This window comes from Chryseobacterium contaminans (assembly GCF_001684955.1).
Lineage (GTDB): Bacteria > Bacteroidota > Bacteroidia > Flavobacteriales > Weeksellaceae > Chryseobacterium > Chryseobacterium contaminans.
The window spans coordinates 37049-62423 of record NZ_MAYF01000112.1 but is presented as its reverse complement, the minus strand read 5'-3'; the positions used below and the strand labels follow the sequence as shown (position 1 = coordinate 62423).

At 36.5% G+C, this 25375-nt stretch carries 19 protein-coding genes; 9 read left to right on the top strand and 10 right to left on the bottom strand.

The window, feature by feature from the left end; all coding sequences use genetic code 11:
• Positions 1 to 22: 22 nt before the first annotated feature.
• From BBH99_RS08150 to BBH99_RS08125, 6 genes are all read right to left on the bottom strand, one after another.
• Positions 23 to 2254 carry a GH92 family glycosyl hydrolase gene (locus BBH99_RS08150; RefSeq protein ID WP_066694413.1) on the bottom strand — a complete coding sequence of 744 codons (2232 nt, stop codon included), beginning with the start codon at positions 2252 to 2254 and terminating at the stop codon, positions 23 to 25.
• 126 nt (positions 2255 to 2380) lie between these two features.
• On the bottom strand, positions 2381 to 3352 hold the full coding sequence (locus BBH99_RS08145) for a glycoside hydrolase family 130 protein (protein ID WP_066694411.1): 972 nt from the start codon (positions 3350 to 3352) through the stop codon (positions 2381 to 2383).
• Between the two features lie 35 nt (positions 3353 to 3387).
• Positions 3388 to 4686 (bottom strand): MFS transporter, encoded by a 1299-nt coding sequence (locus tag BBH99_RS08140; protein WP_066694409.1) that lies wholly within the window; start codon positions 4684 to 4686, stop codon positions 3388 to 3390.
• 159 nt (positions 4687 to 4845) lie between these two features.
• Positions 4846 to 6483 (bottom strand): SusD/RagB family nutrient-binding outer membrane lipoprotein, encoded by a 1638-nt coding sequence (locus tag BBH99_RS08135; protein ID WP_066694408.1) that lies wholly within the window; start codon positions 6481 to 6483, stop codon positions 4846 to 4848.
• 15 nt (positions 6484 to 6498) lie between these two features.
• Positions 6499 to 9459 (bottom strand): SusC/RagA family TonB-linked outer membrane protein, encoded by a 2961-nt coding sequence (locus BBH99_RS08130; protein ID WP_083188780.1) that lies wholly within the window; start codon positions 9457 to 9459, stop codon positions 6499 to 6501.
• A gap of 480 nt (positions 9460 to 9939) precedes the next feature.
• Positions 9940 to 10818: an AraC family transcriptional regulator gene (locus BBH99_RS08125; RefSeq protein WP_066694406.1), complete on the bottom strand. Its 879-nt coding sequence runs from the start codon at positions 10816 to 10818 to the stop codon at positions 9940 to 9942.
• Between the two features lie 234 nt (positions 10819 to 11052).
• On the opposite strand from BBH99_RS08125, the gene BBH99_RS08120 reads away from it, so the two are divergent.
• The 4 genes from BBH99_RS08120 (at position 11053) to fabF (ending at position 14904) form a co-directional block, all read left to right on the top strand.
• Positions 11053 to 11469 (top strand): OsmC family protein, encoded by a 417-nt coding sequence (locus tag BBH99_RS08120; protein WP_066694404.1) that lies wholly within the window; start codon positions 11053 to 11055, stop codon positions 11467 to 11469.
• A gap of 117 nt (positions 11470 to 11586) precedes the next feature.
• The gene (locus BBH99_RS08115; RefSeq protein WP_066694400.1) at positions 11587 to 12192 is read left to right on the top strand and encodes a TetR/AcrR family transcriptional regulator; all 606 of its coding nucleotides are present in this window, start codon (positions 11587 to 11589) and stop codon (positions 12190 to 12192) included.
• Positions 12193 to 12202: 10 nt separating this feature from the next.
• On the top strand, positions 12203 to 13471 hold the full coding sequence (locus tag BBH99_RS08110) for an acetyl-CoA C-acetyltransferase (protein ID WP_066694396.1): 1269 nt from the start codon (positions 12203 to 12205) through the stop codon (positions 13469 to 13471).
• Between the two features lie 191 nt (positions 13472 to 13662).
• Positions 13663 to 14904, top strand: a complete 1242-nt coding sequence (gene fabF, locus BBH99_RS08105) for a beta-ketoacyl-ACP synthase II (RefSeq protein WP_066694393.1) — start codon at positions 13663 to 13665, stop codon at positions 14902 to 14904.
• A gap of 235 nt (positions 14905 to 15139) precedes the next feature.
• Here the strand turns inward: fabF and BBH99_RS08100 are convergent, their stop codons facing one another.
• Positions 15140 to 15898, bottom strand: a complete 759-nt coding sequence (locus tag BBH99_RS08100) for a murein L,D-transpeptidase catalytic domain family protein (RefSeq protein ID WP_066694388.1) — start codon at positions 15896 to 15898, stop codon at positions 15140 to 15142.
• Positions 15899 to 16027: 129 nt separating this feature from the next.
• Positions 16028 to 16474: a peptide-methionine (R)-S-oxide reductase MsrB gene (gene msrB, locus BBH99_RS08095; protein ID WP_394333768.1), complete on the bottom strand. Its 447-nt coding sequence runs from the start codon at positions 16472 to 16474 to the stop codon at positions 16028 to 16030.
• A 270-nt stretch (positions 16475 to 16744) separates the two neighbouring features.
• Here msrB and BBH99_RS08090 point away from each other — a divergent pair, with 270 nt between their 5' ends.
• Positions 16745 to 17989 (top strand): DUF445 domain-containing protein, encoded by a 1245-nt coding sequence (locus BBH99_RS08090; protein WP_066694382.1) that lies wholly within the window; start codon positions 16745 to 16747, stop codon positions 17987 to 17989.
• Between the two features lie 17 nt (positions 17990 to 18006).
• On the top strand, positions 18007 to 18900 hold the full coding sequence (locus BBH99_RS08085; protein WP_066694377.1) for a hypothetical protein: 894 nt from the start codon (positions 18007 to 18009) through the stop codon (positions 18898 to 18900).
• Between the two features lie 174 nt (positions 18901 to 19074).
• Here BBH99_RS08085 and BBH99_RS08080 read toward each other — a convergent pair whose 3' ends face one another.
• Both BBH99_RS08080 and BBH99_RS08075 read right to left on the bottom strand, forming a co-directional pair.
• Complete coding sequence (locus tag BBH99_RS08080) at positions 19075 to 20112, bottom strand: quinone-dependent dihydroorotate dehydrogenase (RefSeq protein WP_066694373.1); 1038 nt, start codon at positions 20110 to 20112, stop codon at positions 19075 to 19077.
• A gap of 116 nt (positions 20113 to 20228) precedes the next feature.
• Positions 20229 to 20924, bottom strand: coding sequence for a pseudouridine synthase (locus BBH99_RS08075; protein ID WP_066694371.1), 696 nt, complete (start codon positions 20922 to 20924; stop codon positions 20229 to 20231).
• Positions 20925 to 21251: 327 nt separating this feature from the next.
• Between BBH99_RS08075 and BBH99_RS08070 the strand changes: the two genes are divergently transcribed.
• The 3 genes from BBH99_RS08070 (at position 21252) to BBH99_RS08060 (ending at position 25349) form a co-directional block, all read left to right on the top strand.
• A complete protein-coding gene (locus tag BBH99_RS08070) occupies positions 21252 to 22793 on the top strand; it encodes a glycine--tRNA ligase (protein ID WP_066694549.1) in 1542 nt (513 codons plus the stop codon).
• A 105-nt stretch (positions 22794 to 22898) separates the two neighbouring features.
• Complete coding sequence (locus BBH99_RS08065) at positions 22899 to 23720, top strand: hypothetical protein (protein ID WP_066694369.1); 822 nt, start codon at positions 22899 to 22901, stop codon at positions 23718 to 23720.
• Positions 23721 to 23813: 93 nt separating this feature from the next.
• Positions 23814 to 25349, top strand: coding sequence for a hypothetical protein (locus BBH99_RS08060; protein ID WP_066694360.1), 1536 nt, complete (start codon positions 23814 to 23816; stop codon positions 25347 to 25349).
• Positions 25350 to 25375 lie beyond the last annotated feature (26 nt).

Genomic DNA, 25375 nt, shown 5'->3' with positions numbered 1-25375 from the left:
TTCGTTTAATTTTTATTAGTCTTTATTTTACAGGCTTGCTTCCCATTACAAATCTCAGCTCACCACCGTTCATGATATCACTGTGGTTCAGTTCCCAGCTTTTGTACTCTTTCCCGTTCAGGAACATTTTCTGTACATAGATATTTTTATCTGAAATTTTATCTGAAATTACCGTGAATGTTTTTCCATTTTCCAGCTGTAATGAAGCTTTCGGGAATTGAGGAGCCCCGATGGCATAAACCGGTTTTCCTGGAGTTACAGGATAGAATCCTAATGAAGAGAAAATATACCATGCTGACATTTGTCCGCAGTCTTCGTTATTCACAATTCCATCCGGTTTGGCTGCATACATATTATCGCGGATGTATTTTACCATTTTCTGAGTTTTATAAGGACTTCCTGCATAGTTGTACAGGTAAGGAACATGATGTCCCGGCTCGTCTCCAAATCCTAAAGAACCGATGAATCCAGAGATATCCACATGCTGTTCTCCTTCCATCTTAAGGTTTTCAGTAAATGTTTTATCCAGTTTTTCTTCAAATCCTTTCTTTCCGCCATATAGATTCATCATTTCATCAATCTGATGCGGCACAAAGAAATCATAAGCCCAGATATTTCCTGAAACCCAATGTGGCTGGAGCTTTTTCCAGTCATTAAGGGTAAAATCTGCTAAGAATTTACCGTCTTTCTGTCTCGGCCAGAAGTGATTATTTTCTTTATTGAAAGTATTCAGAAAGTTCATTGAACGTTTTTTGTACACTTCCGCCTCATTTTTCTTTCCTAATTTTTCTGCCAACTGCTGGATACACCAGTCGTCATAAGAATATTCCAAGGTTGCGGAAACAGAAGCTCCGTTTTCTGAAGGGGTGTAACCTAATTTGATATAATCGTTAAGACCTCCGCCTCCATCGCTGCTGCTCATTTTATCCGTAAGAGAGGCATCTTTCATCGCAGCAAAAGCTTTTTCAGCATCAATACCGGGTACACCTTTTGAGATCGCATCCCAGATTACAGAAGCGCTGTGGTAGCCCAACATACAGAAATTATCGTATCCGCACAGTTCCCAGATAGGCATATGATCTTTACGGTCTGTGTATCTGCTAATCAGAGAATTGGCAAATTCTTTTGTATGTTTCTGGTCCATAATGGTCAGCAATGGATGGGTTGCTCTGAAGCCGTCCCAGTAAGAATAGGTACTGTAGTTAGTAAACCATTTTGTATTCATATTTTCCTGAGCGGCTACATAGTCTCCGTTCACGTCCATATAAAGGTTCGGAGCAATAAATGTATGATAAACCCCTGTGTAGAAAATTTTTCTCTGACTATCTGTACCTCCGGTTACCTGGAATCTTCCGATAAGATCTCTCCAGGTCTTTTGTGCAGTTTCTTTAGCTTTTGCAAAATCTACGTTTTTCGCTTCCGTATCAAAGTTTTCCTGAGCGTTTTCTGTACTTACAGGAGACAAAGAGACTTTCACTTCAATACTTTCCTGATCTTCGGTAGCAAATCTTACAAAGGCTTTAGCATCTTTAGCCAGCGCAATCTTTTCGTTATCTTTTATTTTCCCTTCAGCATAAACCCCATACGATTTAAACGGTTTGGAAAACTCCATCACGAAATAGGCAAATCTCTTTCCGCCCCAGCCATTGCTGTAGCAGTATCCTTTAATCTTATTATTGCCCTCTACGCTTACCAATGTGTGGTAAATATTTCCGAAAATTTTATTCGTAGGGTCAATAATGATATTAGCTTCGTCCGTTTTTGGAAAGGTATATTTATGGAAACCTACTCTTGGAGAAGCAGTAAGTTCTGCTTTAATGCCATAGCTGTCCAGCATTACGGAATAATATCCCGGTGCTGCGGTTTCTTTATCATGAGTAAATGTTGAACGGTATCCTGTTTCAGGTTTATCTTCTGACCCCGGAACCATTTTTACCTGTCCTACTGTTGGCATTACCAGAATATCTCCAAGGTCTGCCCAGCCTGTTCCGCTAAGGTGGTTATGACTGAATCCCATGATCGTTTTACTGCTGTAGTGATATCCGGAACACCAGTCCCAGTCTCCACTTTTGGTATTCTGATCCGGACTTAGCTGAATCATTCCGAATGGCGTGGTGGCTCCCGGAAATGTATGTCCGTGTCCTCCTGTTCCAATAAATGGATCTACCCAGGATAAAACATCATTCTTATTTTGCTGGGCGTTTGCTATAGAAATCAGAGAGGTAAAAAAGCAGATCAACAGTTCTTTTTTCATGATAAAGAGGTATCAGGTATTTTTTAAAATTTAAAAGTTGGTTTAAAATTATGAAAACCATTATAAACTTCCCAAAAATGGGGAAAATAAACGAATTTACATACCTTTAAAACTTACATTGTTCACTTATATTGAATTCTTTTTCATAAAATCAATAATTTCTGAAATATATCCAAAAGCAATGGCCACTACAGTATCAGCTGCACCATAATATACCGTCACTTTATCACCTTCCGTTAATGCTGCACAAGGGAAAACCACGTTAGGCACATCTCCTGTCAGTTCATACAGCTCTGCCGGAGCCAATAAATAGGGTTTTGTTCTGTACAATACTTTGGAAGGATCTTCAAGATCAAGCAAAGCAGCTCCCATAGAATATCTGAACCCGTTGCAGGTATTAATTACCCCATGATAGAAAAGCAGCCATCCTTCTTCTGTTTTAATAGGAACCGGTCCGCCACCAATCTTTGTACACTGCCATGCACTGTCTGCAAAAGGAGTAACTTTCATCACACAACGGTGCTCGCCCCAATATTTCATATCAGGACTATAACTGATATAGATATCTCCGAAAGGAGTATGCCCATTATCACTCGGACGGCTCAACATCGCATATTTTCCATTGATTTTTTCCGGGAAAAGAACTCCGTTTCTGTTGAAAGGAAGAAATGCATTTTCACACTGGAAAAATTCTTTAAAATCAAAAGTATATCCAATTCCGATGGTTGGTCCGTTGTATCCGTTACACCATGTGATCCAGTATCGGTCTTCTATAAAGGTAACACGGGGATCATATTTGTAATCGGATTCAATCATATCGGTATTTCCAGCCTGCATTTCAATAGGGTCATGGTTGATATCCCAATTGATTCCATCTTTACTGAACCCTGCAAAAATGTTCATCTGTACGGCTTTATTGTCGCAGCGGAATACCCCGGCAAATCCATCTTCAAAAGGAGTCACCGCGCTGTTGAATACGCTATTGGAGGTAGGTATTGCATATCTGTTAATGATCGGGTTTTCGGAAAACCTCCACATAATATCATTACAATCTTCCGGGCGATCCTGCCAAGGGATCATTACTGATTGAGCTGTCATAAAGTATTTTTACTTTTTTATTTAAAATTTGTTTATTAATTGATTGTTTCTTCTTTCTGATTTTCTGAATAAGGGAAAGGAACAAATAGGGTTACAAGAAATGCAGGAATAGTAGCAATCAGTACCCAAATAAAGAACATTTTATATCCGATCCAGTCGCTAATCATCCCACTGAACATTCCCGGGATCATTACTCCAAGATTCATGATTCCTGTGGCAAAGGCATAGTGGGCCGTTTTATGTTTTCCGGGAGCAATCTGCTGCATCATATAAAGCATCAATCCCACAAATCCGAATCCATAACCGAAATATTCCACTACGACGGCAACTCCTACGGGTAAAAGATCAACCGGCTGGTAATAAGCCAGTAATGCATAGACCACAAATGGAATATTAAATGCACAGCACAGCCATATTAAGGATTTCTTTAATCCTCTGGCAGAAATAAAATATCCGGCCAGAACAGAACCCAGAATAAATGCCGCAGAACCATAAGTTCCATAAATAAGCCCGATATCTGAAGTTGATAATCCCAACCCACCTGAAGTTCTTGGTGCTTTAAAGAATAATGGCGCAATTTTGATCGCAAAACCTTCTGCAAAGCGATACAGGATAATGAACAGGATAGACCACAGAATATTTTTTTTGGTAAAGAAAGAGGTAATGACCTCCAATAATTCTTTACGGACATTTCCTGCTGTTTTCCCATCCTTCTGCTCTTCTTTATTTTCTTTAGGTAAGATCAGATAATGATAAACGGCTAATGCAAAGAACAATACTGCATAAATCGCCATGATAATCATCCAGGCATGAGTTACACCTTTTGTTTTTTCTAAAACTCCGGCAACATACACTAAAGCTCCACTGCTGATAATCTTGGCAAGGTTGTAAAAAGCGCCCTGCCAGCCAATGTATCTGGCTTGTTCCTTATTCGTAAGAAAACCAATATAAGTTCCGTCTGCTACTACATCATGCGTCGCTCCGCAAAATGCCACTACGGCAAAAAGAGCTATACTGTATTTGAAAAAGTCGTGCAGAGGCAGACTTAATGCAATCAGAGCAAACAGAATTCCTATAGCAAACTGGGTAGCAACAACAAAGAATTTTTTGGTTTTATAGATTTCCAGAAAAGGACTCCAGAGTGGCTTTAAGGTCCATGAGAACATGATAAGAGCCGTCCAGAAAGTAATCTGTGAATCCGAAACACCCATGTCTTTATACATGATTCCTGAAACCGCATTAATGGTTACAAAGGGTACACCCATTGCAAAGTATAATGTGGATATCCAAAGAATCGGCTGAATCCGACGGGTTCCGGAGTTGTTTTTTCCCATATTTAAAAATAAAATTCAAAAGAAAAAGAGAACATCTCAAGGTTCATTCCGGCTAAAAAACGAAACTATAAATTTTTTGAAGAGCCTACGTTACTCTCCTGCCTGAATGATTATTCCTTTATGAGATGTCTCTGTATTATTTTGTGTTGTAACTGCTAATTATTTTTTATCCCACCAAAGTTTGGTTCCTCCGGTATCAGGACCGCCTAATTGCTGAACCGCCTGTGCATAATTAAAAGTCGAATTTTTTGTATCATTTGTGAACGGAATTCTTCTGATCATCTGATCTGTACCAATTAGTCCCCCGCTATCATTTTTTCTGACTTTGAATAAAACCGGATATCCTGTTCTTCTTTGTTCCGCCCATGCTTCAGGACCATCTGGGTAAAGGGCCAGCCATTTTTGAGTGATGATTCTTTCAAGTTTCTTTTCGTTAGAATCACTGTTATTCCAAGCGATTGTAATCGTACTTAATTGAGGATCTCCAGCAAGTATATTATTCGCTGCATTTTTAGGATCAATATAAGGAGCCTCTGTGGAAACGTTATCCGCAAGATAAGCCGCTACATCAGAACTTTTCCCCCATTCTCCAAAAGATTGACTGATACCTGTTTGATAATTAGTTTGTACATCACCTGCTCCAGAATAACCTCTCAAAGCTGCTTCAGCTTTTAAAAACCAAGTTTCAGCTGCAGTAAATAATTTGAATTTCCCATCAGTACCGGAGAAATAATCTCCACCAGCAGCTCTTGCTGCTGGTTGGGAATAGCCTCCATAAGTTGATTTCCCATTGATTAAATCAATTCCTTGACGTATTCCTATATATTGTGGTTTACCACCTACAAAAGTTGCCGGATCTGTTGCCGGATTAGCGTACGCAGCAAGTCTGGGATCTTTAAAACCATTCATATAAGCTATTATTGGCGCACCTATATAACAGTCACCCCATGAATAGATAATAAAACTTAGTTCATGCTGCCCAACACTTATCAATGCGTTGTCTGAATTATCAGAGATTAATCCTGCGGAAGAAGCAAAGACTTCCTCAGCATATTTTTTTGATTTTGCCGGATCAGCATAGCTCATACGCAAAGCAAACCTTAGCTTAAGAGAGTTGGCTAATTTTGCCCATTTGGCGATGTCTCCACCATAGATTAAATCTGATCTTTTCACCACAGCTTTATCTTCTACATTCTGAGTTGCGGGAGTATTTTGTACTTTTTGCAAATCAGAAATAGCAGCAGTAAGATCATTAATAAAATTGTTGTAAGCATCCTGCTGAGAATCGAAATCTGTAACCCCATTCGCATTAGGAGTGTCATATTTACTGTACACTACAGGCCCATGGCGATCTGAAACTCTTGCCGCTGTAAGAATTTTCAATATTTTTTTTACTGCAAAAGTTGCGGTGAAATCTATTCCAGGATAATTGTTTTTTGCCACATCATCAATAACAATAGAATTATTAAAAATATCACGCTGTCTTGCAATGATTCTATTATTCCATCCATCCATCATTAAATAAGTAAGATTATTCGTCCCTCCATTAAACTGTGATGCTGTACTAAACATTCCACTAAACATATCTGCATTGAGATTAGTCGCTAACTGATAATCTGCCTGAAAACCTCTTTGCATGTCTTTCATAGGATCTACAATTGCCTTAAAGTCTGCATAAAAATTTTCCGGACCTCCAACTTTCTGCTGATTAAACTCTTCAAAGTCTCCAATACAACTGGAGGCAGAAAAAAGCACAGCTACTCCAAGTATATAAGTTTTAATATTAATTATTTTCATTTTAGTATTCAATATTTAGAAGTTAGCTTTTAATGATAATCCGATAGATCTGGTAATAGGTATACCAAAAGAATCTACTCCTACACCACCGGGTGTGTTCCCTGAAACCTGTTCAGGATCAAACGGTGCTTTTTTATAAAAGAAAAATAGATTTGTTCCCACGATACTTACTGTTGCATTCCTTAGGTAGCTAGATTTGATATCAAAAGTATATCCTATAGATGCCTGGCGCAGCCTTACAGTAGTCGCACTATAGATATAGGCCTCATCAATTCCTGCTCCTTCCTGGTTTGCTCCTATTGTTTTATAATAAGCTTTAGCATCCGTTAAACCAGTATAAGCAGCTCCTGCATTTGGTGTTCCTGGTGCATATACCGCGTTCGGGATCGCTACTCCCCCTGCATCTCTTGCAGAAGCACTGTTCTGGCTTACCCCAAGCAGATCATTTGCTTTTTCTGTAAGAGACAGAACCTGACCTCCGAATTTCCCATCAATAAGAAAAGAGATCCCCACTTTTCCAACATTAAAAGAGTTATTAAACCCTAACATAAATTTAGGGTTCGGATTACCCAAATAGCCAATTTGCTTATCTGCCATAGGTTTACCATCAGCATCCACTAAAATTCTCCCTTGGTCATCTCTCAGGAATTTTATCCCGTAGATATCTCCGAAAGATCCGCCTAATTTAAGTTTTGTATAAGCACCTCCACCAGTAAGTGCTAGGAGTTGACTTTCCGGAACATTTATTCTCGATGGAAATAATTCTACAATTTTATTTTTATTCATTGACCCATTTAAATTAGCGGTCCAACCGAATTTTTCTGAATCGAATATTTTATAGGATAGAGAGGCTTCAAAACCTGTATTTTGTATTTTTCCAGCGTTTACATAATAGGAACCGGATGGTAATCCTCCTAAGTTAGAAGAAATATCAAGTGTCAAAAGCTGATTGGAAGCATTTGAGTTGTAATAGGTGAAATCAAAACTTAAGCGGTTTTTAAATAATCTTAGTTCAGTACCCGCTTCAAAAGTTTTATTGAGTTCCGGCTTTGCAAATAATTCTTTGAAAGCAGGATCTGTTACAAGTGAGTATTTAGGCTTTACAATCTGACCTGCATCTACAATATATCCATAAACAGTAGTATAAGGATCTGTTGCAGTTGCTAAATTGGGAGGCAATCCTAATCCTACGGTAGCATAAGACCCTCTTATTTTCCAAAAATTAATGGTTTCAGGGAGTTTGAATATAGAGGATAATACAGCATTAGCACCCACAGATTCATAATCGTACCCATTAGTTCCTGTTAAAGCCAAAGTAGAATCCCAATCATTTCTAAAGGTCATATCTACATAAAACATATTCTTATACCCCAAAGATGCACTTGCAAAAACCGATTGTATTTGTTTTTTGGTACTGTAAGTTATATTGTGGAAACCATCTCCTACGCTCCTGTTTACATTCCATTGCAAATTACTGATGGTAAATAAATTCGGAATCGCCAAATATGCATTATCAATTTCAGTTACTCTATTTCTTGAGGTATTGATACTTCCACCCACTGTAAAATCTAATGAAATATCTTCATTTAATTTTGGATTCCCTACTAATAAAACGTCTCCGTAAGTAGATGTATTTTCGTATTTATTTTGAAGAAATCTTCCATTAGTTCCATTACTCGTAATAAGATTTGGATCTGAATATGCTGAAACTTCTCTTTGGCTATCTGTAATATTCCAGCTGTAGTTACCTCTTACTCTTGCCGATAACCACGGATTGATTTGATATGCTAATGATATAGCACTATATGTATTTTTATTGTTAACGGTAACTTTGTCTCTGTTTAATATCCAGTAAGGGTTTTGTGTTGCTGGGTTTCCATTGAACTTTCCGTCTGGGCCTATAGCCCACCAGTTTTGTCCAGGCAATAATCTCGTTTTATCTATATAAGAGTAGTTACTATTATTATATTGATCAAAGTCTACGCCTCTAGGCAACCAATACAAACTCACTAAAGGAGAGAAAGAAATACCAGGAGTCTGTCTATTGATACTGTTTTGTAAAGAGCCAATAAAGTTAGCATCTAAAGTTAATTTATCATTCAGATATTTACTGGAATTTCTAAAAGAGACATTGTACTGATCGAAATAAGAAGAAGGAACAATCCCTTTATTAGTAGTATTTCCTATGGAGAAATAATTCGTTGATTTTTCGGTTCCTGACTGGAAAGAAAGGCTATTAACCCATGTAGTACCAGTTTGTAGAAAATCTTTTAGATAATCCTTAGAAGCCCCTTTTGCTCCCCAGCTTTCATTGGAAATACCTGGAGCCTGGCCAGAAACTGCGGGATCATAAGAAAGATAACTATGCTGCAGCTTGGGAAGACTATATGCCTGATCTACTGTAAAACTTGTATTATAACTTATAGAACTTTTACCTACTTTTCCTTTTTTAGTGGTAATTAAGATCACTCCATTCCCCCCAATAGAGCCATAAAGAGCAGAGGCAGAGGCTCCTTTTAAGAAATTGATGCTTTCAATATCATCCGGATTAATCGAGCTTAAGACATCTCCTGCATCTGGCATTGAAGAATATTGGCTGGACTCAGGAGCCTTTCCAACACTGTTAATAATAGGAATACCATCTATTACATATAATGGCTGACTACTACTGGCTGATTTATTTCCCCTCATTAAAACCCTTACCGAGCTTCCTACACCGTTAGTTCTATTGATCTGTACATTGGAAACTTTTCCGCTGATTGAGTTTAAAAAATTGGGAGTCTTCACTTCTGTCAGCTCATCTCCGCCAATCTGCTGGCTAGAATAGGTAAGAGCACGAGCTTGCCTTTTAACCCCCAAAGAGGTGACCACGACCTCCTGAATATCGGTTGTCTTCGTAGTGTCGGCCGCTTTTTTTTCCTGTGCAGTGGCAGAAAGGGAAAAAACAAATAGAACCGGTATAACTGCTTTTCTCATAAGGTTTAGATTAGTTAGATTTAATTGAGAATCAATGACATTACTTTATATTTTAATACCCAAAAGTTTATTGTTTTTTTAGCAATATTTTGTGGTTTATGTATTAAATTATTTAAAGTTTGGTTAAGATTTAATTCACATTAACAAATCTAAATTTTGTAAACAGTCCGATATAATACTATTTTATCATAAAACGATATTATTTTTTCAGATCATTAATTAAAGCACACATAAAAACCTATATATCAACAAATTAAACCAAATCCAAAACAATCAAAAAAGAGGAATTATTTTACTTTTTTTAAACTGAATCAGAAAATACAATCTGGAATTTGCTGTATTTTGAAACAGAAAAACAAACTTAAAAACTTTTTTACATCATGATTTTCACTTCTGAACTATAATACGAGAAAACTTTAGCCTATGGTCAGGATGATAAAAAGGTTTATGAAGTCTAAGAAATTGTCAAACAGAAAAATATTATTCAATTTTTTTCACTCCCTTAAATTGTTCCTTAAACTCGGTTGGAGTGGTCTTTTTAATAGATTTAAAGACTTTATTAAAATTAGCGATATTATTAAATCCGGCTTCAAAAGCAATTTCAAAAACGGTAAGGTTTTTTTCCATCAGCCATCGGGCAGCATAACTTATCCGAATCTCATTAAGGTAATTGATAAATGTTTTTCCTGTTCTTTTTTTTATGAATCTATTGAAGGTTACGTTACTCATATTTACTAATGAAGCTACATTGTCCAGAGTAATTTTATTTTCAAAATTATTATGAACAAAATCATGGATTATCTTCATCTTGTCATTATCATCAAAAGTTTCAGAATCAATACTATAAGATGATAAAAGTATCTTATCTTCCGCAATAGCCAACTCGTTAAGAATCTTCATAATTTCTATGAAAGACTCAAAACTATTCATCTTGGAAAGATTGAGAAACGAGTCTTTTAGTTTTTCAGCAGTTTCTTTGGAAAATAAGATCCCTCTGATTGAGTCTTTAATAAGATTATTGATAGGTTTCAGGATATTTTTCTGCATCAATGTCTGGTTAAAAAAATCCTGATTAAACTGTATGGTAATTTCGTGAGTCTTTTTGTATTTACATCTATAATTTGCCCAGCAATGAGGTAAATTGGGACCTACCAACACTAGCTCTATATCTCCAATTTCACCTGTATGGTCCCCAATCATCCTGCGATATCCCTTTCCTTTGTACACAAAATTAATTTCAATCTCCGGATGGTAATGATAGGGAAAGTCAAATGACTCTTTAATCCTGTCAAATACCAGAAAACTATCTTCAGGAGATAGTGGAGTTATTTCTCTAAGAATATTTTCTAGTCCGTTCATGAAGGCATTATTGAAAAAGGGTTAAAATATCGTTCGCGGCACAAATCTTTGTAAATTTGATAAAATAATATCAATGTAAAAACTTATTGATTGTTTTTTTTACTTCATTTTGGTATGCATATCAGAACAAAAGCCGGCTTCTTTAATTTAATATGCTTTAAACAATGCTTTTTTGTATCTTTATACGAAACATTTTTCATCAATATCAATTAATATTAATCAAAACCCAACAGTATGAAACGTAATGCAACAGCCGTTTGGAACGGTAACATTAAAGAAGGAAAAGGACATATCACGACTCAAAGTACAACTTTAAACCAGACTCAATATTCTTTTAACAGCCGTTTTGCAGAGGGCGTGGGAACCAATCCAGAAGAATTACTGGCTGCTGCCCATGCCGGATGTTTTACGATGAAATTAAGTGCTGAGCTTTCTCAGGCAGGCTACACTCCTGAAGAACTAACTACCACTTCAGTTATCACTCTTGATCCAAGCATTGGAAAAATTACAAAGTCTGAATTAACCCTTACAGCCAAAGTTCCGGGAATTTCTGAAGAAGAGTTTCAAAAATATGCCAAGATCGCAGAAGAAGGATGTCCTGTAAGTGCAGCCTTCAATTTTGAAATTACACTCAATGCTACTTTAGCTTAAAAAGTCTTTTAAAATATTATAAGTCTGAGTTCTGATAAGTCCTCAGACTTAATTTTTAAATAAAATATACCATTTGGTATATTTTTGTATATTTGCATCATAATTAACTAATTAAAAATGTCAAAGGCAGAAAAGACAAAACAATTTATCATCGAGAAAACAGCTACTTTATTCAATACTAAAGGTTATAATGCTACATCCCTGTCAGACATAACCCAGGCAACCGGGCTTACGAAAGGAAGCATCTATGGAAATTTTGAGAATAAAGATCAGGTAGCAATTGAAGTGTATAAATACAATGCCGCACTACTGAGTAAAATAATGAGTCATTCTCTTGGAGATCAGTACCCGACTTCAACTGAAAAGCTTCATGCCTTTGTAGCATTTTACAGAAAAAACTGGCGTTCAGTATTTTCAAACGGTGGATGCCCATTGATGAATGCAGCTACAGAAGCTGATGATTCTTTTCCTGTACTTAAACAATATGTTCAGAAATCCTTTACACTATGGACGGAAAAAATAACTGCAGTAATTGTTCAGGGACAGAAAAATAATGAATTGAAAGGTTCTGCAAATGCTGATGAATATGCTGCACTTTTCATTATGCTTATTGAGGGTGGAATTCTGCTCTCAAAAACCATGGATAATGAAAAATTTCTGAACCAGGCTTTGGATAAGGTCAAAGACATGATCGATCATGAACTCACTCTTCTTCCATCATAAATGATATACTATGGAAACAAAAAAAGTGGCTATTGTAGGATACAACAGAATCCCATTTGCCAGAATGAATACCGCCTATTCCGAAAAAGGAAACCAGGATCTTTTACTGGCTTCCCTGAATGGATTGATAGACCGTTATCAATTAAAAGGTAAATTACTTGGAGAGGTTGCCGGCGGTGCCGTCATCAAACACATTTCCGAAAGTAACCTCATCAGAGAAACCGTAATGAATACTTCCCTTGATCCTGCAACTCCGGCCTGTGATCTTCAGCAGGCTTGTGATACCGGAATTGAAGCGGCTATTTATATTGGGAGCAAAATTGCTCTTGGGCAAATAGAAAGTGGTATAGCCTGTGGTGTAGAAGCCATGAGCAACATTCCTTTTGAGTCTTCTCCCCGATTGAGAAAAGCTCTTTTGAAAGCAAATAAAGAGAAATCTGTATTTGGAAAACTCAAGCAATTATTAAGTCCAAAACTCAAAGACTGGATGCCTATCCCTTACAAAGGGCAAGAGCCTAAAACAGGTTTGGTGATGGGAGAACATACCGAAATAACTGCAAAATATTATAAAATTTCAAGAGAAGATCAGGATGAACTGGCTTTTAGAAGTCATCAGAATATGGCCAAAGCCTATGATGAAGGATTTTTTGATGACATGATAACTCCGGCGTTTGGCCTCGAAAAAGACAATAATTTGCGTAGAGATACCAGCCTTGAAAAATTATCTCAATTAAAGCCGGCCTTTGATAAACAAAACGGAACTTTAACAGCAGGAAACTCCACTCCTTTTACAGATGGTGCCTCTGCTATTTTATTAGCCAGTGAAGAATGGGCAAAAGCCAATGATCTTCCTATTCTGGCTTATATTACATTCTCTGAAATTGCAGGAATAGAATATGTGGAAAACAGACAGAATCTGCTTTTAGCACCTGTATTTGCAGCAGACAGAATGCTGAGAAAAGCAGGAATGAATCTTGAGGACTTCGATTATTACGAAATACATGAAGCCTTTGCGGCTCAGGTACTGGCAACTCTCAAAATCTGGGAGAATGATGATCTGGCTAAACAGTTCGGATTGGAAAAAGCCCTTGGAAAAGTTGACAGAAATAAATTGAACGTAAAAGGAAGCAGCCTTGCAGCAGCCCATCCTTTTGCAGCTACAGGAGGAAGAATCATAGCTACATTAGCCAAACTTCTGAATGAAAAAGGTAGCGGAAAAGGTTTTATTTCCATTTGTGCAGCCCGTGGACAAGGAGTAACAATGATCTTAGAAAAGTAGCTATCAGCTATATTTTATATAAAAAATATTCATTATGCTATAAATAATATACCTGTTTATTCGTCTGCAGCGAAAGAAAAATGATAATATTGCAAACGGAAAACAGAATGATAAAGAAAAGCAGTAAAATGAAACATGGGTAAATACACTTTACCTCATGGAAATCTAATCAGTTTTAAATAATCAACTATATGAAAAGAGTTGTCATTACAGGATTGGGAGCAGTGACACCCTTGGGAAATAATGTCGAAGAATTTTGGCACAACAGCATTAACGGAGCTAGCGGAGCAGGGCTAATCACTCATTTCGATTCAGAAAAGTTTAAGGTACATTTTGCCTGTGAAGTGAAAGGCTTTGATCCAAAGCTACATCTTACCCACAACGAAATCAAAAGAAGTGATCTTTTTACGCAATATGCAATGTACGCTTCAGCAGAAGCCATACAGGATTCAGGATTAGATCTTGAAAATATGGATCCTTTCGATTCCGGAGTCATCTGGGGAACAGGACAAGGCGGAATGTGGACTTTTGAAAAGGAAGTAATGGATTTTGCTAATGGCGATGGTACACCACGTTTTAATCCCTTCTTTGTTCCTAAGTTTATTGCCAATATGGCTTCGGGAATGATCTCTATGAAATATGGACTTCAGGGAATTAATTATACAACAGTTTCTGCCTGTGCAACGGGAAATACAGCATTGATGGATGCTTTCAACTACATCCGTCTTGGAAAGGCAAAAGTAATCATCAGTGGTGGTTCTGAAGCGGCTATTACTCCGGCTTCAATAGGCGGATTTTCTATTATGAAAGCCATGTCTACCAGAAATGATGATTTTACAACAGCCAGCCGTCCTTATGATGCAGACAGAGATGGTTTTGTAATGGGAGAAGGAGCAGGAGCCTTGGTCCTTGAAGAATATGAGCATGCTGTAGCCAGAGGAGCAAAAATCTATGCTGAATTAGCTGGAGCTGCCATGACTGCGGATGCCTATCACATGACGGCGCCTCATCCGGAAGGTGTTGGGGCTATTAAAGCTATGCAGATCGCTGTAAAAGAAGCAGGTGCCAATATGGAAGATATAGATTATATTAACCCACACGCTACTTCTACTCCGCTAGGGGATTTAATTGAATTAAAAGCTATTAACAATGCTTTTAAAGGAAGCAAAAACCTTGATATCAGTGCCACAAAATCAATGACCGGGCATTTATTAGGAGCTGCAGGAGCCGTTGAAGCTATTCTATCTATTAAAGCTATTCAGAATGGTATTATTCCGCCAACCATCAATCTTCACAATATTGATGAGAGTATACCTAAAGATATTAATATTGTATTCGGGGAAGCTAAGGAAAAAGAAATCAATTTTGCTTTGAGTAATGCCTTTGGTTTTGGAGGGCATAATGCGACTCTGGTATTCAAAAAGTTCAGCTAGTTTCTGAAATAAAGATATTTTAATCCCTGTGCTTCTGCATAGGGATTTTTATTTTCTCTTGCTGATTGAACTGATCATACAGATTTTATACTTACTGGCACAATCTATTTGATAAGACACTTTTTTATTAACCACAGATTTCTTTAGATTTACAACAATTATAGAAAGTTTATTCATTATCAAACCAAATATCAGTGTTCTGAACAAAAAAAGCAGCCTGCTCGACTGCTTTTTCTTATGCTTTTAACCATTCCGAGGAGGAAAGATAATTCTGATCAGGGTAATAGATAAATAATAAATTTCTCCCTTTAATTGTATTAATCATAGCTTGCGAGAGCTCTCTGGGAACTGCCGGACATCCCCAGCTTCTTCCGATTCTTTTATGCACTGCTGCAAATGTTTCACTTACATAATCTGCTCCATGCATTACGATGGCTCTTCTATACGCTGCATCATTGAACCCTTTATCCATTCCCAATAATCTTAATGAATACCCATTGTCTCCCTGGTACGTTGCATCCGTGATATAAAATCCCATGCTGCTCTGTCGCGAACTTTCCGTGTTAGAAAAATTCGTGGCAAATTCTTCGCCTGTATTTTTACCGTGGGCTACCAGTGAGTTGAACAATACTTTTTTATCATTAAGATCAATCACCCAAAGTCTTTTGGTATTGGAAGACATAGAAAAATCGCAAACGGTTAATAAATGCGATTCATCAGTAAGCAATCCTGCTTTCTTTAGATTTTCGAATCCTGTTAATGCTTTAGAGAAGACTTCATAGTTCAGTTCATGTTCAGGATCAAATTCAATTGATTTGTATAGTGCTTCTGATGAAGATACTGCTGTAGTAGCATTCTTCTCAGATTTCGTGTCAGTTACTCTTTCCGTCTTTGTTATGCTGATGTTTTCATTCTTCACCACTGCTCTTGGAGAAATGTAGAATGAAGTCGTCACCATGTAAACAAGGCCTATTACGCCATAAAATCCTTTCATTCAATAATATATTAGTACCAAATTAGTGGGGCAAAATTATAAAAACATAGTTACCAGCCACTTATAAGTCTAAAAAGTTTAACTGAATTTAAGAAACTTTAACGTCCTGATTCTGTGAAATAAAGCTCATTATTTTTGAGAATCTCCAACAAATTCCAGGCTGATAGAATTCATGCAATACCTCAATCCTGTAGGTTTTGGACCATCATCAAACACATGTCCTAAATGAGAGTCACATCTTTTGCAAAGCACTTCTACTCTTTCCATTCCATAAGTAGTATCTCTTTTATAATATACGCCTTCTTTATCCGCCTCAAAAAAACTTGGCCAGCCACAGCTGCTTGCAAATTTGGAAGTGGAACGAAATAAGTGATTGCCACAAACGGCGCAATAATAATCTCCTAGCTCATCGAAATCGTTATATTTCCCGGTAAAAGCTCTTTCGGTAGCCGCTTCTCTTGAAATTGCATAAAGATCCGGAGCCAGAATTCTCTTCCATTCTTCATTAGAGATATTCAGTTTTGTAGTATCAGTTCTTGAGTAATATGGATTGTTTTTTGCTTCTGTATTTTCCATAGAAGTTATTTTAATAGGTTGCTGTTTCTGTGTACATCCTTGCAGAATAATTAATATAATGAGTGAAACTAAAAATCTCATCATAAATTTTAATATGTATTTCTTACTACAAGTGATGGTATATTTAAAAACACTTAAGTTTAAAAAGTACTTATGAGACATCATGTTGAACCTCCTTAACTACTCTAAAGTTCTTCAAATAAAACTCCTGTGCCTTTTGTGGTTCAAATATTGGATGATTTGATAACCAAATTTAGTAAATTTGAGAATATGAATGACGAAGCAAAAAGAAAACAGCTTAGAAAATATAAAGCATTTGCCACCGGACTCTTTGTTCTTATGGCTCTTATTTTCATTGTGACAACCATTATGCAAAAGTCTGATTCCTCTCATTGGATTGGCTATGTGCGTGCTTTTGCAGAAGCAGCCATGGTAGGTGCTTTGGCCGATTGGTTTGCGGTTACTGCCTTATTTCGTCATCCTCTCGGACTTCCCATTCCTCATACGAACCTTATTGAAAACAGTAAGCAAAAGCTCGGCGATAACCTGGGAAATTTTGTAGTGAGCAATTTTCTTTCGCCTCAAAATATACGGCCGTACATTCAAAAAATAAAGATTTCCGGTTTTGCAGGAGAATGGCTTGCCAAGGAAAAAAACCAGGATATTCTGATCCGAAATCTCTCGGATATTGTGCTTGATATTCTCAATAAACTTGATGATTCTACGGTAAGTCAGTTTATCAGTAAAAAAGTATCGGAAATGACTGATGACATCAAGCTGAACAAAGTGGTGGGCAACGGAATTAACTATATTCTGGAAAAAAATGATCATCAAAGGATTATTACCAACCTTTCAAAACAGATTAAAGAATACATTATTCAAAATGATGAGATGATTAAGGATAGGGTGAAAAAAGGAAGCTATTCTTTCATTCCATCCTTTGTTGACAATAAAATTGCAGATAAGATTGCGGATGGGCTATCTGATTTTTTTAAAGAAATAGAAGAAAATCCGGAACATGAGGTAAGGGCTTTAATCACTCAAAAAATTCATGAGTTTTCTGTTGATCTTAAGGAAGACCCTAAATGGGATGAGGAATTTAAAACCATTAAAAACGGGCTTCTTAAAAATGATAAGCTGGGTGAATATTCCAATGATATTTGGGTTTCTATCAAGAAAACACTGATGAAAGAACTTCAGGAAGACCATTCTGCATTAAAAAATTACCTTTCCAAAAACCTGAATGAGTTTTCACAAAATCTAAAAACAGATGAAAACCTTCAGAATAAAATTGATCATTGGGTTCGGGTAACGGCTTATAAATATATTCTGAAAAATACTCATCAATTCGGAAACCTCATCAGTACGACTGTAGGAAATTGGCAGGGTAAAGAACTGAGTGAAAAACTGGAACTGGAAGTAGGAAAAGATCTTCAGTTTATCCGTGTTAACGGAACTTTGGTTGGCGGACTGGTTGGATTAATGATCTATACCATTGCTCACTTTTTTATATAAAACAGCAATATCCAGCCATGAAAAAGATTTTCATACTATTGCTATCCTTCAGCCTGACCTTTTTCTTCTGCCAGAAAGTTGAATTAAAGCAAATTACGGATTCTTCCCAGATCTTTAAAGGAGAAATTGCAGGAGTTCCTGTTACCTTACAGCTTCATTATGATGGTATTCCGGACTGCAATTTATATCAGCATTTTGTAGAAGGCTGGTATTATTACGATAAATATCAGAAAAAAATTCCTCTAACCGGACTTTATGATTATGGAAAGCTGTCATTATATAATTTCGGATCTAAACATCAACAGATTTCTAAGCAATTTAAAGAAAGGATCAACTCTCCTCAGGATGTTGAAAAAGTAGCTGAAATTGTAAAAGCTCTTGTTCCAAAGGAAACTATCTTATTTGGACAGGATCAAACTGAGAAGAACCCTATTTCCGGAAGTTTTTATCTTAAGAATAAAGATAAAGCTCAGCCAGCAAAGTTATTTACTGGTAATGATATGATTTATCGCTATAATAATTACCTGGCTTTACCCAATAACAAAAGAATCAACACTTTTGATGTGATTAATCTCTATGGCGGAAATGAACTGGTCTCTTATATTTCCGGGGAAAAAGGAAACCGGGTTTTATTATACTTTGACCACTCTTCCAACCTTAATGCATGCGGAAGATGTGGAGCCAGCGAAGGTGAAAAAGGCTACAGGGTTCTGTATTTTACCAAAGACTGGAATTATAAGCGCTACGAGGAATTTCTTACTGAAAGCTGTATGGAAAATATATATGACACTACCCAGACAAAATCAAAGGATGGTAAAACGATACAGTATAAAATAAGAAAATCGGATTCTTCTCCGGCTTATACACTAACTGTTGATATCAAAAATGCATCTGCTACAAAGTCAAAATAAGCAGGTCCCTCGAAACCATCTTTTTATTGCCAGAATGTTTTAGCTGATAATTATGAGCCTACATAGAATGGCAGTCAGTAATGAAGCTTTTTTCTCTTCCATTATTCTATAAATAAAAATATTCGTGGATTCGTGTGACTAAAACAAAAAAGAGACCTCATGGTCTCTTTATATTTATCTTGGCAATCTGCTTGCTCTTTTTAAAATCTCTTTATTGATTTCGTTAATCAATTCCGGACCTTCATAAATAAATCCGGTATATAACTGAACCAGACTTGCTCCTGCATCTAATTTTTCAATAGCATCTTTTGCTGAATGGATTCCTCCTACTCCAATGATCGGGAATGCCCTGTTACTTTTATCAGAAAGGTATTTGATCATTTTTGTACTTCTCTCACGAATAGGTTTTCCGCTTAATCCTCCGTTTCCTATTTGCTCTAAAATTTCTGGAGGTGTTTTCAGTCCTTCTCTGTTTACAGAAGTATTGGAAACAATCACTCCATCTATTTTTGTTTCTGCAATCAGTTCTACAATTTCATCTAGCTGAGTATGATTAAGATCCGGAGCAATTTTAAGGAGTATCGGTTTCTGTACAGATTTCGACTGGTTTATTTTCTTTACTTCCGTAATCAGCTCACGAAGGTATTCTACATCTTCCAGTTTAGCATGGCTTCCTACATTCGGACAGCTTACATTCAGCACAAAATAATCTACATGGGGATGTAGCCCTTCAAAACAATCCAGATAATCCTGTGTATAGTTTTCAGGTTGGGTATCCGTATTTTTCCCGATGTTTCCACCAATGATAATTTTTCCTTTGTTGGATTTCAGTTTTTCAATAGCAGCCTGAAGACCATCATTATTGAACCCCATTCTGTTGATGATTCCACCATCTTCAATAAGACGGAATAGCCTTTTCTTAGGATTTCCTGCCTGAGCTCTTGGAGTCACCGTCCCGATTTCTACAAATCCGAACCCTAAATCTCCCAATTCGTTGAACAATACTGCATTTTTATCAAAACCAGCCGCCAGCCCTACAGGATTTTTAAATTTTAATCCGAAAACTTCTCTTTCCAGACGTTTGTCTTCAATAGGTTTTGGGGAAAATAATTTAGTAAGAAATCCAAAATTCTTTAACATCGAAAAAGTAAAATGATGCACTTCTTCGGGATCAAATTTGAAAAGAATTGGACGAATGAGCGATTTGTACATTGAAAAAAAGTTTTACAAAATTACTCATTTTAAAATTAATGGTAGATTAACCTATGATATTTTATAAAATTGTTTGATTTATAGCATCTATAAGGTAGAAAACATCTGATTATCAATTAAGAATACTGACTTAAATCAAATTTCAGAATATCTCCTACTCTTTTGAAATCTTCATCTATAGTGGCATTCACGGTAATTCTTTCATTAGAAATAGGATGATTGAAAATTAATTGATGGGCATGAAGCGTCATTTTGTTGATCCCAAATGTTTGAAGCCACAACTTATTCTGTTTATTACAACCATGTTTTCGGCAACCTAAAATCGGATGTAAAATATGTTTAAAGTGTTTTCTCAGCTGATGAAACCGACCTGTTTCAGGAATCGCTTCCACTAAACAGTATCTTGAAGTCTGATGTTTTAAAAAGGGTAAATCGATTTCGGATTTTTGCAATAGATGATAATAAGTAATGGCATTTTGCTTGACTTCATTTTCATTAACCAAGTCGTAATCGATGGTTTCTTCTTCTTTTGCCCAACCTCTCAGAATAGCAATATATTTTTTTTCAACTTCTCTGGTAGCAAAATACTCACTCATTATTCTAAGCGTATCTTTATCTAAGGTAAACAATAAAACCCCCGAAGTTTTACGGTCTAAACGATGCACAGGATACACTTTCTGCCCAATCTGTTTCCTCAGCTCCTGAATAGCATAAGTGTCGGCTTCTCCAGCATAAAAGGATTTATGAACCAATAATCCGCTGGGTTTGTTGATCGCAATAATATGCTCGTCACGATAAAGAATTTCTAACATGGTGCAAAAGTAGAGATTTTTCTACGGATTCTTATTTCGGATGGAAACCTTCAGAGTTTAATGGCTGAATGTTCTAAATCTAACGGGGTTTCAAAAATCCCTTAGATTTATTAGCCCTGATTGAGCGGCGTGTTTGAGCTCTTTTCTGAGTTTCGGCGGCGGCTTTGCCGTCGCCGAAACTCAGAAAAAGCGAGTAGCGAAAGCAGGTTTCCGGCTCCTAATAAATGAAAATGAAAGGATTTGAAGGATTATTAATAGCTTTTTTTGTTGAATTTCATGATTTTGGAATCCAAATTCATATTTTTGCACATCAGACGTAAAAAAATTATGGCAAAGCAAGAAGATGTTTTCAAGAAAGTAATTTCTCACGCTAAAGAATACGGATTTATTTTCCCTTCCAGTGAGATCTATGATGGTTTATCCGCTGTTTATGATTATGGACAGAACGGAGCTGAACTTAAAAATAATATCAAACAATACTGGTGGAAAGCTATGGTACAGCTTAACGAAAATATTGTGGGTATTGATTCGGCGATCCTTATGCACCCAACAACATGGAAGGCATCAGGCCACGTAGACGCTTTCAACGATCCATTGATTGATAATAAAGATTCTAAAAAACGTTTCAGAGCAGACGTTTTAATTGAAGACTACTGCGCTAAAATTGAAGATAAAGAGAATAAAGAAATCGAAAAAGCTGCGAAGAGATTCGGAGAGGCTTTCGATAAAGATCAGTTTGTTGCGACCAATCAAAAAATTATTGATTACAGAGCAAAAAGAGAGGCTATTCTTTCAAGGCTGGCAAAATCTTTAGAAAATGAAGACCTTGCTGATGTAAAAGCATTAATTGAAGAGCTTGAAATTGCTGATCCGGATACAGGTTCTAAAAACTGGACGGAAGTAAGACAGTTCAACTTGATGTTTGGAACTAAGCTTGGTGCTTCTGCAGACAGCGCTATGGACCTTTATCTTAGACCGGAAACAGCACAGGGTATTTTTGTTAACTTCCTAAACGTTCAAAAAACTTCACGTCATAAACTTCCTTTCGGTATTGCACAGATTGGTAAAGCATTCAGAAATGAGATTGTTGCAAGACAGTTTATCTTCAGAATGCGTGAATTTGAACAAATGGAAATGCAGTTCTTTGTAGCACCGGGTACTGAACTTGAATTCTATGAAAAATGGAAACAAACACGTCTCAACTGGCACCTTGCTCTTGGTTTGGGAGATGAAAACTACAGATTCCACGATCATGAAAAATTAGCTCACTATGCAAATGCTGCAGCTGATATTGAGTTCAACTTCCCATTTGGTTTCAAAGAATTGGAAGGTATCCACTCCAGAACAGATTTCGATCTTAAAGCTCATGAAGAGTTCTCCGGAAGAAAACTTCAGTTCTTCGATCCTGAAAGAAATGAAAACTATGTTCCTTACGTAGTGGAAACATCTGTAGGATTAGACAGATTATTCTTATCTATTTTCTCTCACTGTTTAAAAGACGAAGTATTGGAAGACGGTTCTGAAAGAACAGTTTTATCTTTACCTCCTGCTTTAGCACCTGTAAAAGCTGCTATTCTTCCATTAATGAAGAAAGACGGTTTAGGAGAATATGCTGAAAAAATCTTCAATGACCTGAAATATGATTTCAACTTAATCTACGAAGAAAAAGACAGTATCGGTAAACGTTACAGAAGACAGGATGCTATTGGTACTCCTTACTGTATTACAATTGATCACGATTCTCTTAATGACCATACGGTAACGCTTAGAGACAGGGATACCATGACTCAGGAAAGAGTTCCGGTTGCAGACCTGAGAAGAATCATTGATGAGAAGACCAACTTCAGAAATCTACTTTCTAAAATATAATCTAAAAGCCCTGATTTCTCAGGGCTTTTTCATTTTTCAAAAAAAAAGATGGCCATATTGTGAAAATGATTACTTTTGAGGCTATTAAAAAACTAATTATAAACTATGAAGAAATTAATCATTTCATCAATAGCTATGGCAGTAATTGCAAGCTGTAGCTCTTCAAATGATGACACTACAAATGACAGCAATAACACTCCTACACCCTATCTTCTAAAGAAATCAACTGAAATTACGCAGGATGGCCAAAGTTATACTATAGAATATAAGTATAATGGAACCAGAATTACAGAAGCATTTGATGTTGCTGATAATGAAAAAACGTTATACACTTATGATGGTGATAATATCGTAAAGACTGAAGTATTTACGAAGAGTGGCACATTAAAATTTATGAGAGAGTTCTCTTATTCCAACGGAAAACTGGTTTCTGAAAAAGTAACAGATAAACACCAACCAGGAACCTTGGTTTACACCGAAACATTTCAATACCTGAGTGACAACCACATAAAGCACAACGCTTTTCAATCGGTTACATATAATCCAACTACAGGAGTATATTCAGATATAAAATACCAAGATAAAGATATTTATCTTGATGCTAACGGAAACTTGCTTTCAATTACTTTCTCAAATAACGGAACAACATACAGTACTACATTTTCCTATGACGGCAATAACCATCCTATGAAAAACGTAAAAGGCTATATAAAAATGGATATGCTCTCTCTTGCAGATGGCGAAGTAGCCTACAGTAATCTGGTAAAAGCAGAGGGAAATTACGCAGGTTCTGTAAATGGAACAACCAAGACCAGCGCAGTTCACACGCTTAATTCAGCTAATTATCCTACCAAGTCAGTGATGACGTATACAAGCACTGCTTTTGGAACTAATAAGCATACTTACCTTTACGAATATAATAAGTAATTGTTGACTTTATTAAACTATCAGCCCTGAATTTTCAGGGCTTTTATCTTCATCAGTATTCCATAATTTACTATTTTAGTCCAAAATTCGACCATGAAAAAAATCACTTTATTAGTGTTTGGGCTTACCCAGGCATTTGCATTTTCCCAAACCCAGGATTTAACAACATTAGCAGCAGGAGACCATGTAGGAATGAACGCCCTGTTTGATGATAAAGATAATCTTTACGGCTATGTTTCCATTTATTCTTATGGAAAATCTGGCGATAAAACCAAGAAATTTGAATATGTTATACTGGATAAGAACCTCAACCCAGTTGCCAATAAGGAATTTGAAGGTGACATTACCGCAGCTTCATATAGAGGGTATGTAGATTTTAAGGGACAAATTATTCTAAAGCCTTCCATGATGGATTATTCCCTGATAAAAAGCAGAGAAGTCTTCACTCCGGTTTCCATGGTCATCAACCCAAAAACCAACACCATTACCCGAAAAGTGTATTATGACTATCTCGAAGACGGCAGCTTCAAAGAGATCAATGAACCTAAAAGCTGGAAAGAACAAAATAAAGAAAACCGCAGTGAGAAAAGAGAAAAAGGCTATAATTATGTTTCCGCAGTAGCAGAAACTAAGGAAGGAGGTTATTTTGCCGTAGAATACAAAGACTATGGAAAGTATGTTAACAGCAACAGCCTGATGAAGTTTGATGAAAATAAAAAGGAAGTATGGCGATATACATATAACACAGAAGGAACCAAGAAAGTTTTTTCTACTTTAACACCTTTGGAAAAAGATGAAAATTATCTCTATTCTATCCTGAAGAAAGTAGACAATGATAAAAAAATATTTACTCTTCTTGTGCTTGATATGAAAACAGGAAAGCAGATTTCCAATAACCCTATCACAGGAATGACAGATAAGACCATAGAAAATATTGACAGTTTTATTTCCAATTACAGCCCTCTTGACAATGATAAAACTTTTGATGACAAAATTGTACTAACCGGAAGAAACTATGCTTCCAACAATTATGACATAGGATTTTCCAGATTAATGATTAATAAGTCTGATTTTAGTATTGATACAAAAAACCTTAGCTATAAGCCGGATTTCATACCCTATTTGCCTAAAATTGATGAAAATGGCTATGTAGAAAGTGGATATTACCTGCTTACTAAAGATTTATATTTCATGAGTGACGGGAGTGTAGGAATCCTTTCTGAGAAATATAAACCCGCCGGCCAATATAATGCCCCAAAAACAACAGATCTTGTCTACCTCTACACAGACAAGGATTTCAAGATCAAAGATCTTAAGGTACTGGAGAAAGAAAAAACTAAATGGGCAGTAAACAGTGACTATCTGTTCTCACAATACCTCAACAACGGAAAAGACGTGGTTTTCTTCTATCGTGATTATCAAAAAGATGAAGTCACCAAACAGAAAAAGTGGAACCTGTTTATCAATACGGTGATTGATGGGAAGTTCAAGCAGGAAATTATTCCTATTTCCGAAAAGGACAACTATGAAGTAACCCCTTATGTTGCCAAAGAAGGGTATATTCTTCTCCGTGAATACAACAAGAAAGATAAATACAATAAAATCCGTTTAGAAAAACTGAACTATTAATAAAATAGAATTCCTCTACGAAAAGA

Excerpts from the sequence above, each read along its gene's own strand:
- BBH99_RS08150 (WP_066694413.1), bottom strand. The coding sequence starts at position 2,254 with ATGAAAAAAGAACTGTTGATCTGCTTTTTTACCTCTCTGATTTCTATA.
- BBH99_RS08145 (WP_066694411.1), bottom strand. The coding sequence starts at position 3,352 with ATGACAGCTCAATCAGTAATGATCCCTTGGCAGGATCGCCCGGAAGAT.
- BBH99_RS08140 (WP_066694409.1), bottom strand. The coding sequence starts at position 4,686 with ATGGGAAAAAACAACTCCGGAACCCGTCGGATTCAGCCGATTCTTTGG.
- BBH99_RS08135 (WP_066694408.1), bottom strand. The coding sequence starts at position 6,483 with ATGAAAATAATTAATATTAAAACTTATATACTTGGAGTAGCTGTGCTT.
- BBH99_RS08130 (WP_083188780.1), bottom strand. The coding sequence starts at position 9,459 with ATGAGAAAAGCAGTTATACCGGTTCTATTTGTTTTTTCCCTTTCTGCC.
- BBH99_RS08125 (WP_066694406.1), bottom strand. The coding sequence starts at position 10,818 with ATGAACGGACTAGAAAATATTCTTAGAGAAATAACTCCACTATCTCCT.
- BBH99_RS08120 (WP_066694404.1), top strand. The coding sequence starts at position 11,053 with ATGAAACGTAATGCAACAGCCGTTTGGAACGGTAACATTAAAGAAGGA.
- BBH99_RS08115 (WP_066694400.1), top strand. The coding sequence starts at position 11,587 with ATGTCAAAGGCAGAAAAGACAAAACAATTTATCATCGAGAAAACAGCT.
- BBH99_RS08110 (WP_066694396.1), top strand. The coding sequence starts at position 12,203 with ATGGAAACAAAAAAAGTGGCTATTGTAGGATACAACAGAATCCCATTT.
- fabF (WP_066694393.1), top strand. The coding sequence starts at position 13,663 with ATGAAAAGAGTTGTCATTACAGGATTGGGAGCAGTGACACCCTTGGGA.
- BBH99_RS08100 (WP_066694388.1), bottom strand. The coding sequence starts at position 15,898 with ATGAAAGGATTTTATGGCGTAATAGGCCTTGTTTACATGGTGACGACT.
- msrB (WP_394333768.1), bottom strand. The coding sequence starts at position 16,474 with ATGGAAAATACAGAAGCAAAAAACAATCCATATTACTCAAGAACTGAT.
- BBH99_RS08090 (WP_066694382.1), top strand. The coding sequence starts at position 16,745 with ATGAATGACGAAGCAAAAAGAAAACAGCTTAGAAAATATAAAGCATTT.
- BBH99_RS08085 (WP_066694377.1), top strand. The coding sequence starts at position 18,007 with ATGAAAAAGATTTTCATACTATTGCTATCCTTCAGCCTGACCTTTTTC.
- BBH99_RS08080 (WP_066694373.1), bottom strand. The coding sequence starts at position 20,112 with ATGTACAAATCGCTCATTCGTCCAATTCTTTTCAAATTTGATCCCGAA.
- BBH99_RS08075 (WP_066694371.1), bottom strand. The coding sequence starts at position 20,924 with ATGTTAGAAATTCTTTATCGTGACGAGCATATTATTGCGATCAACAAA.
- BBH99_RS08070 (WP_066694549.1), top strand. The coding sequence starts at position 21,252 with ATGGCAAAGCAAGAAGATGTTTTCAAGAAAGTAATTTCTCACGCTAAA.
- BBH99_RS08065 (WP_066694369.1), top strand. The coding sequence starts at position 22,899 with ATGAAGAAATTAATCATTTCATCAATAGCTATGGCAGTAATTGCAAGC.
- BBH99_RS08060 (WP_066694360.1), top strand. The coding sequence starts at position 23,814 with ATGAAAAAAATCACTTTATTAGTGTTTGGGCTTACCCAGGCATTTGCA.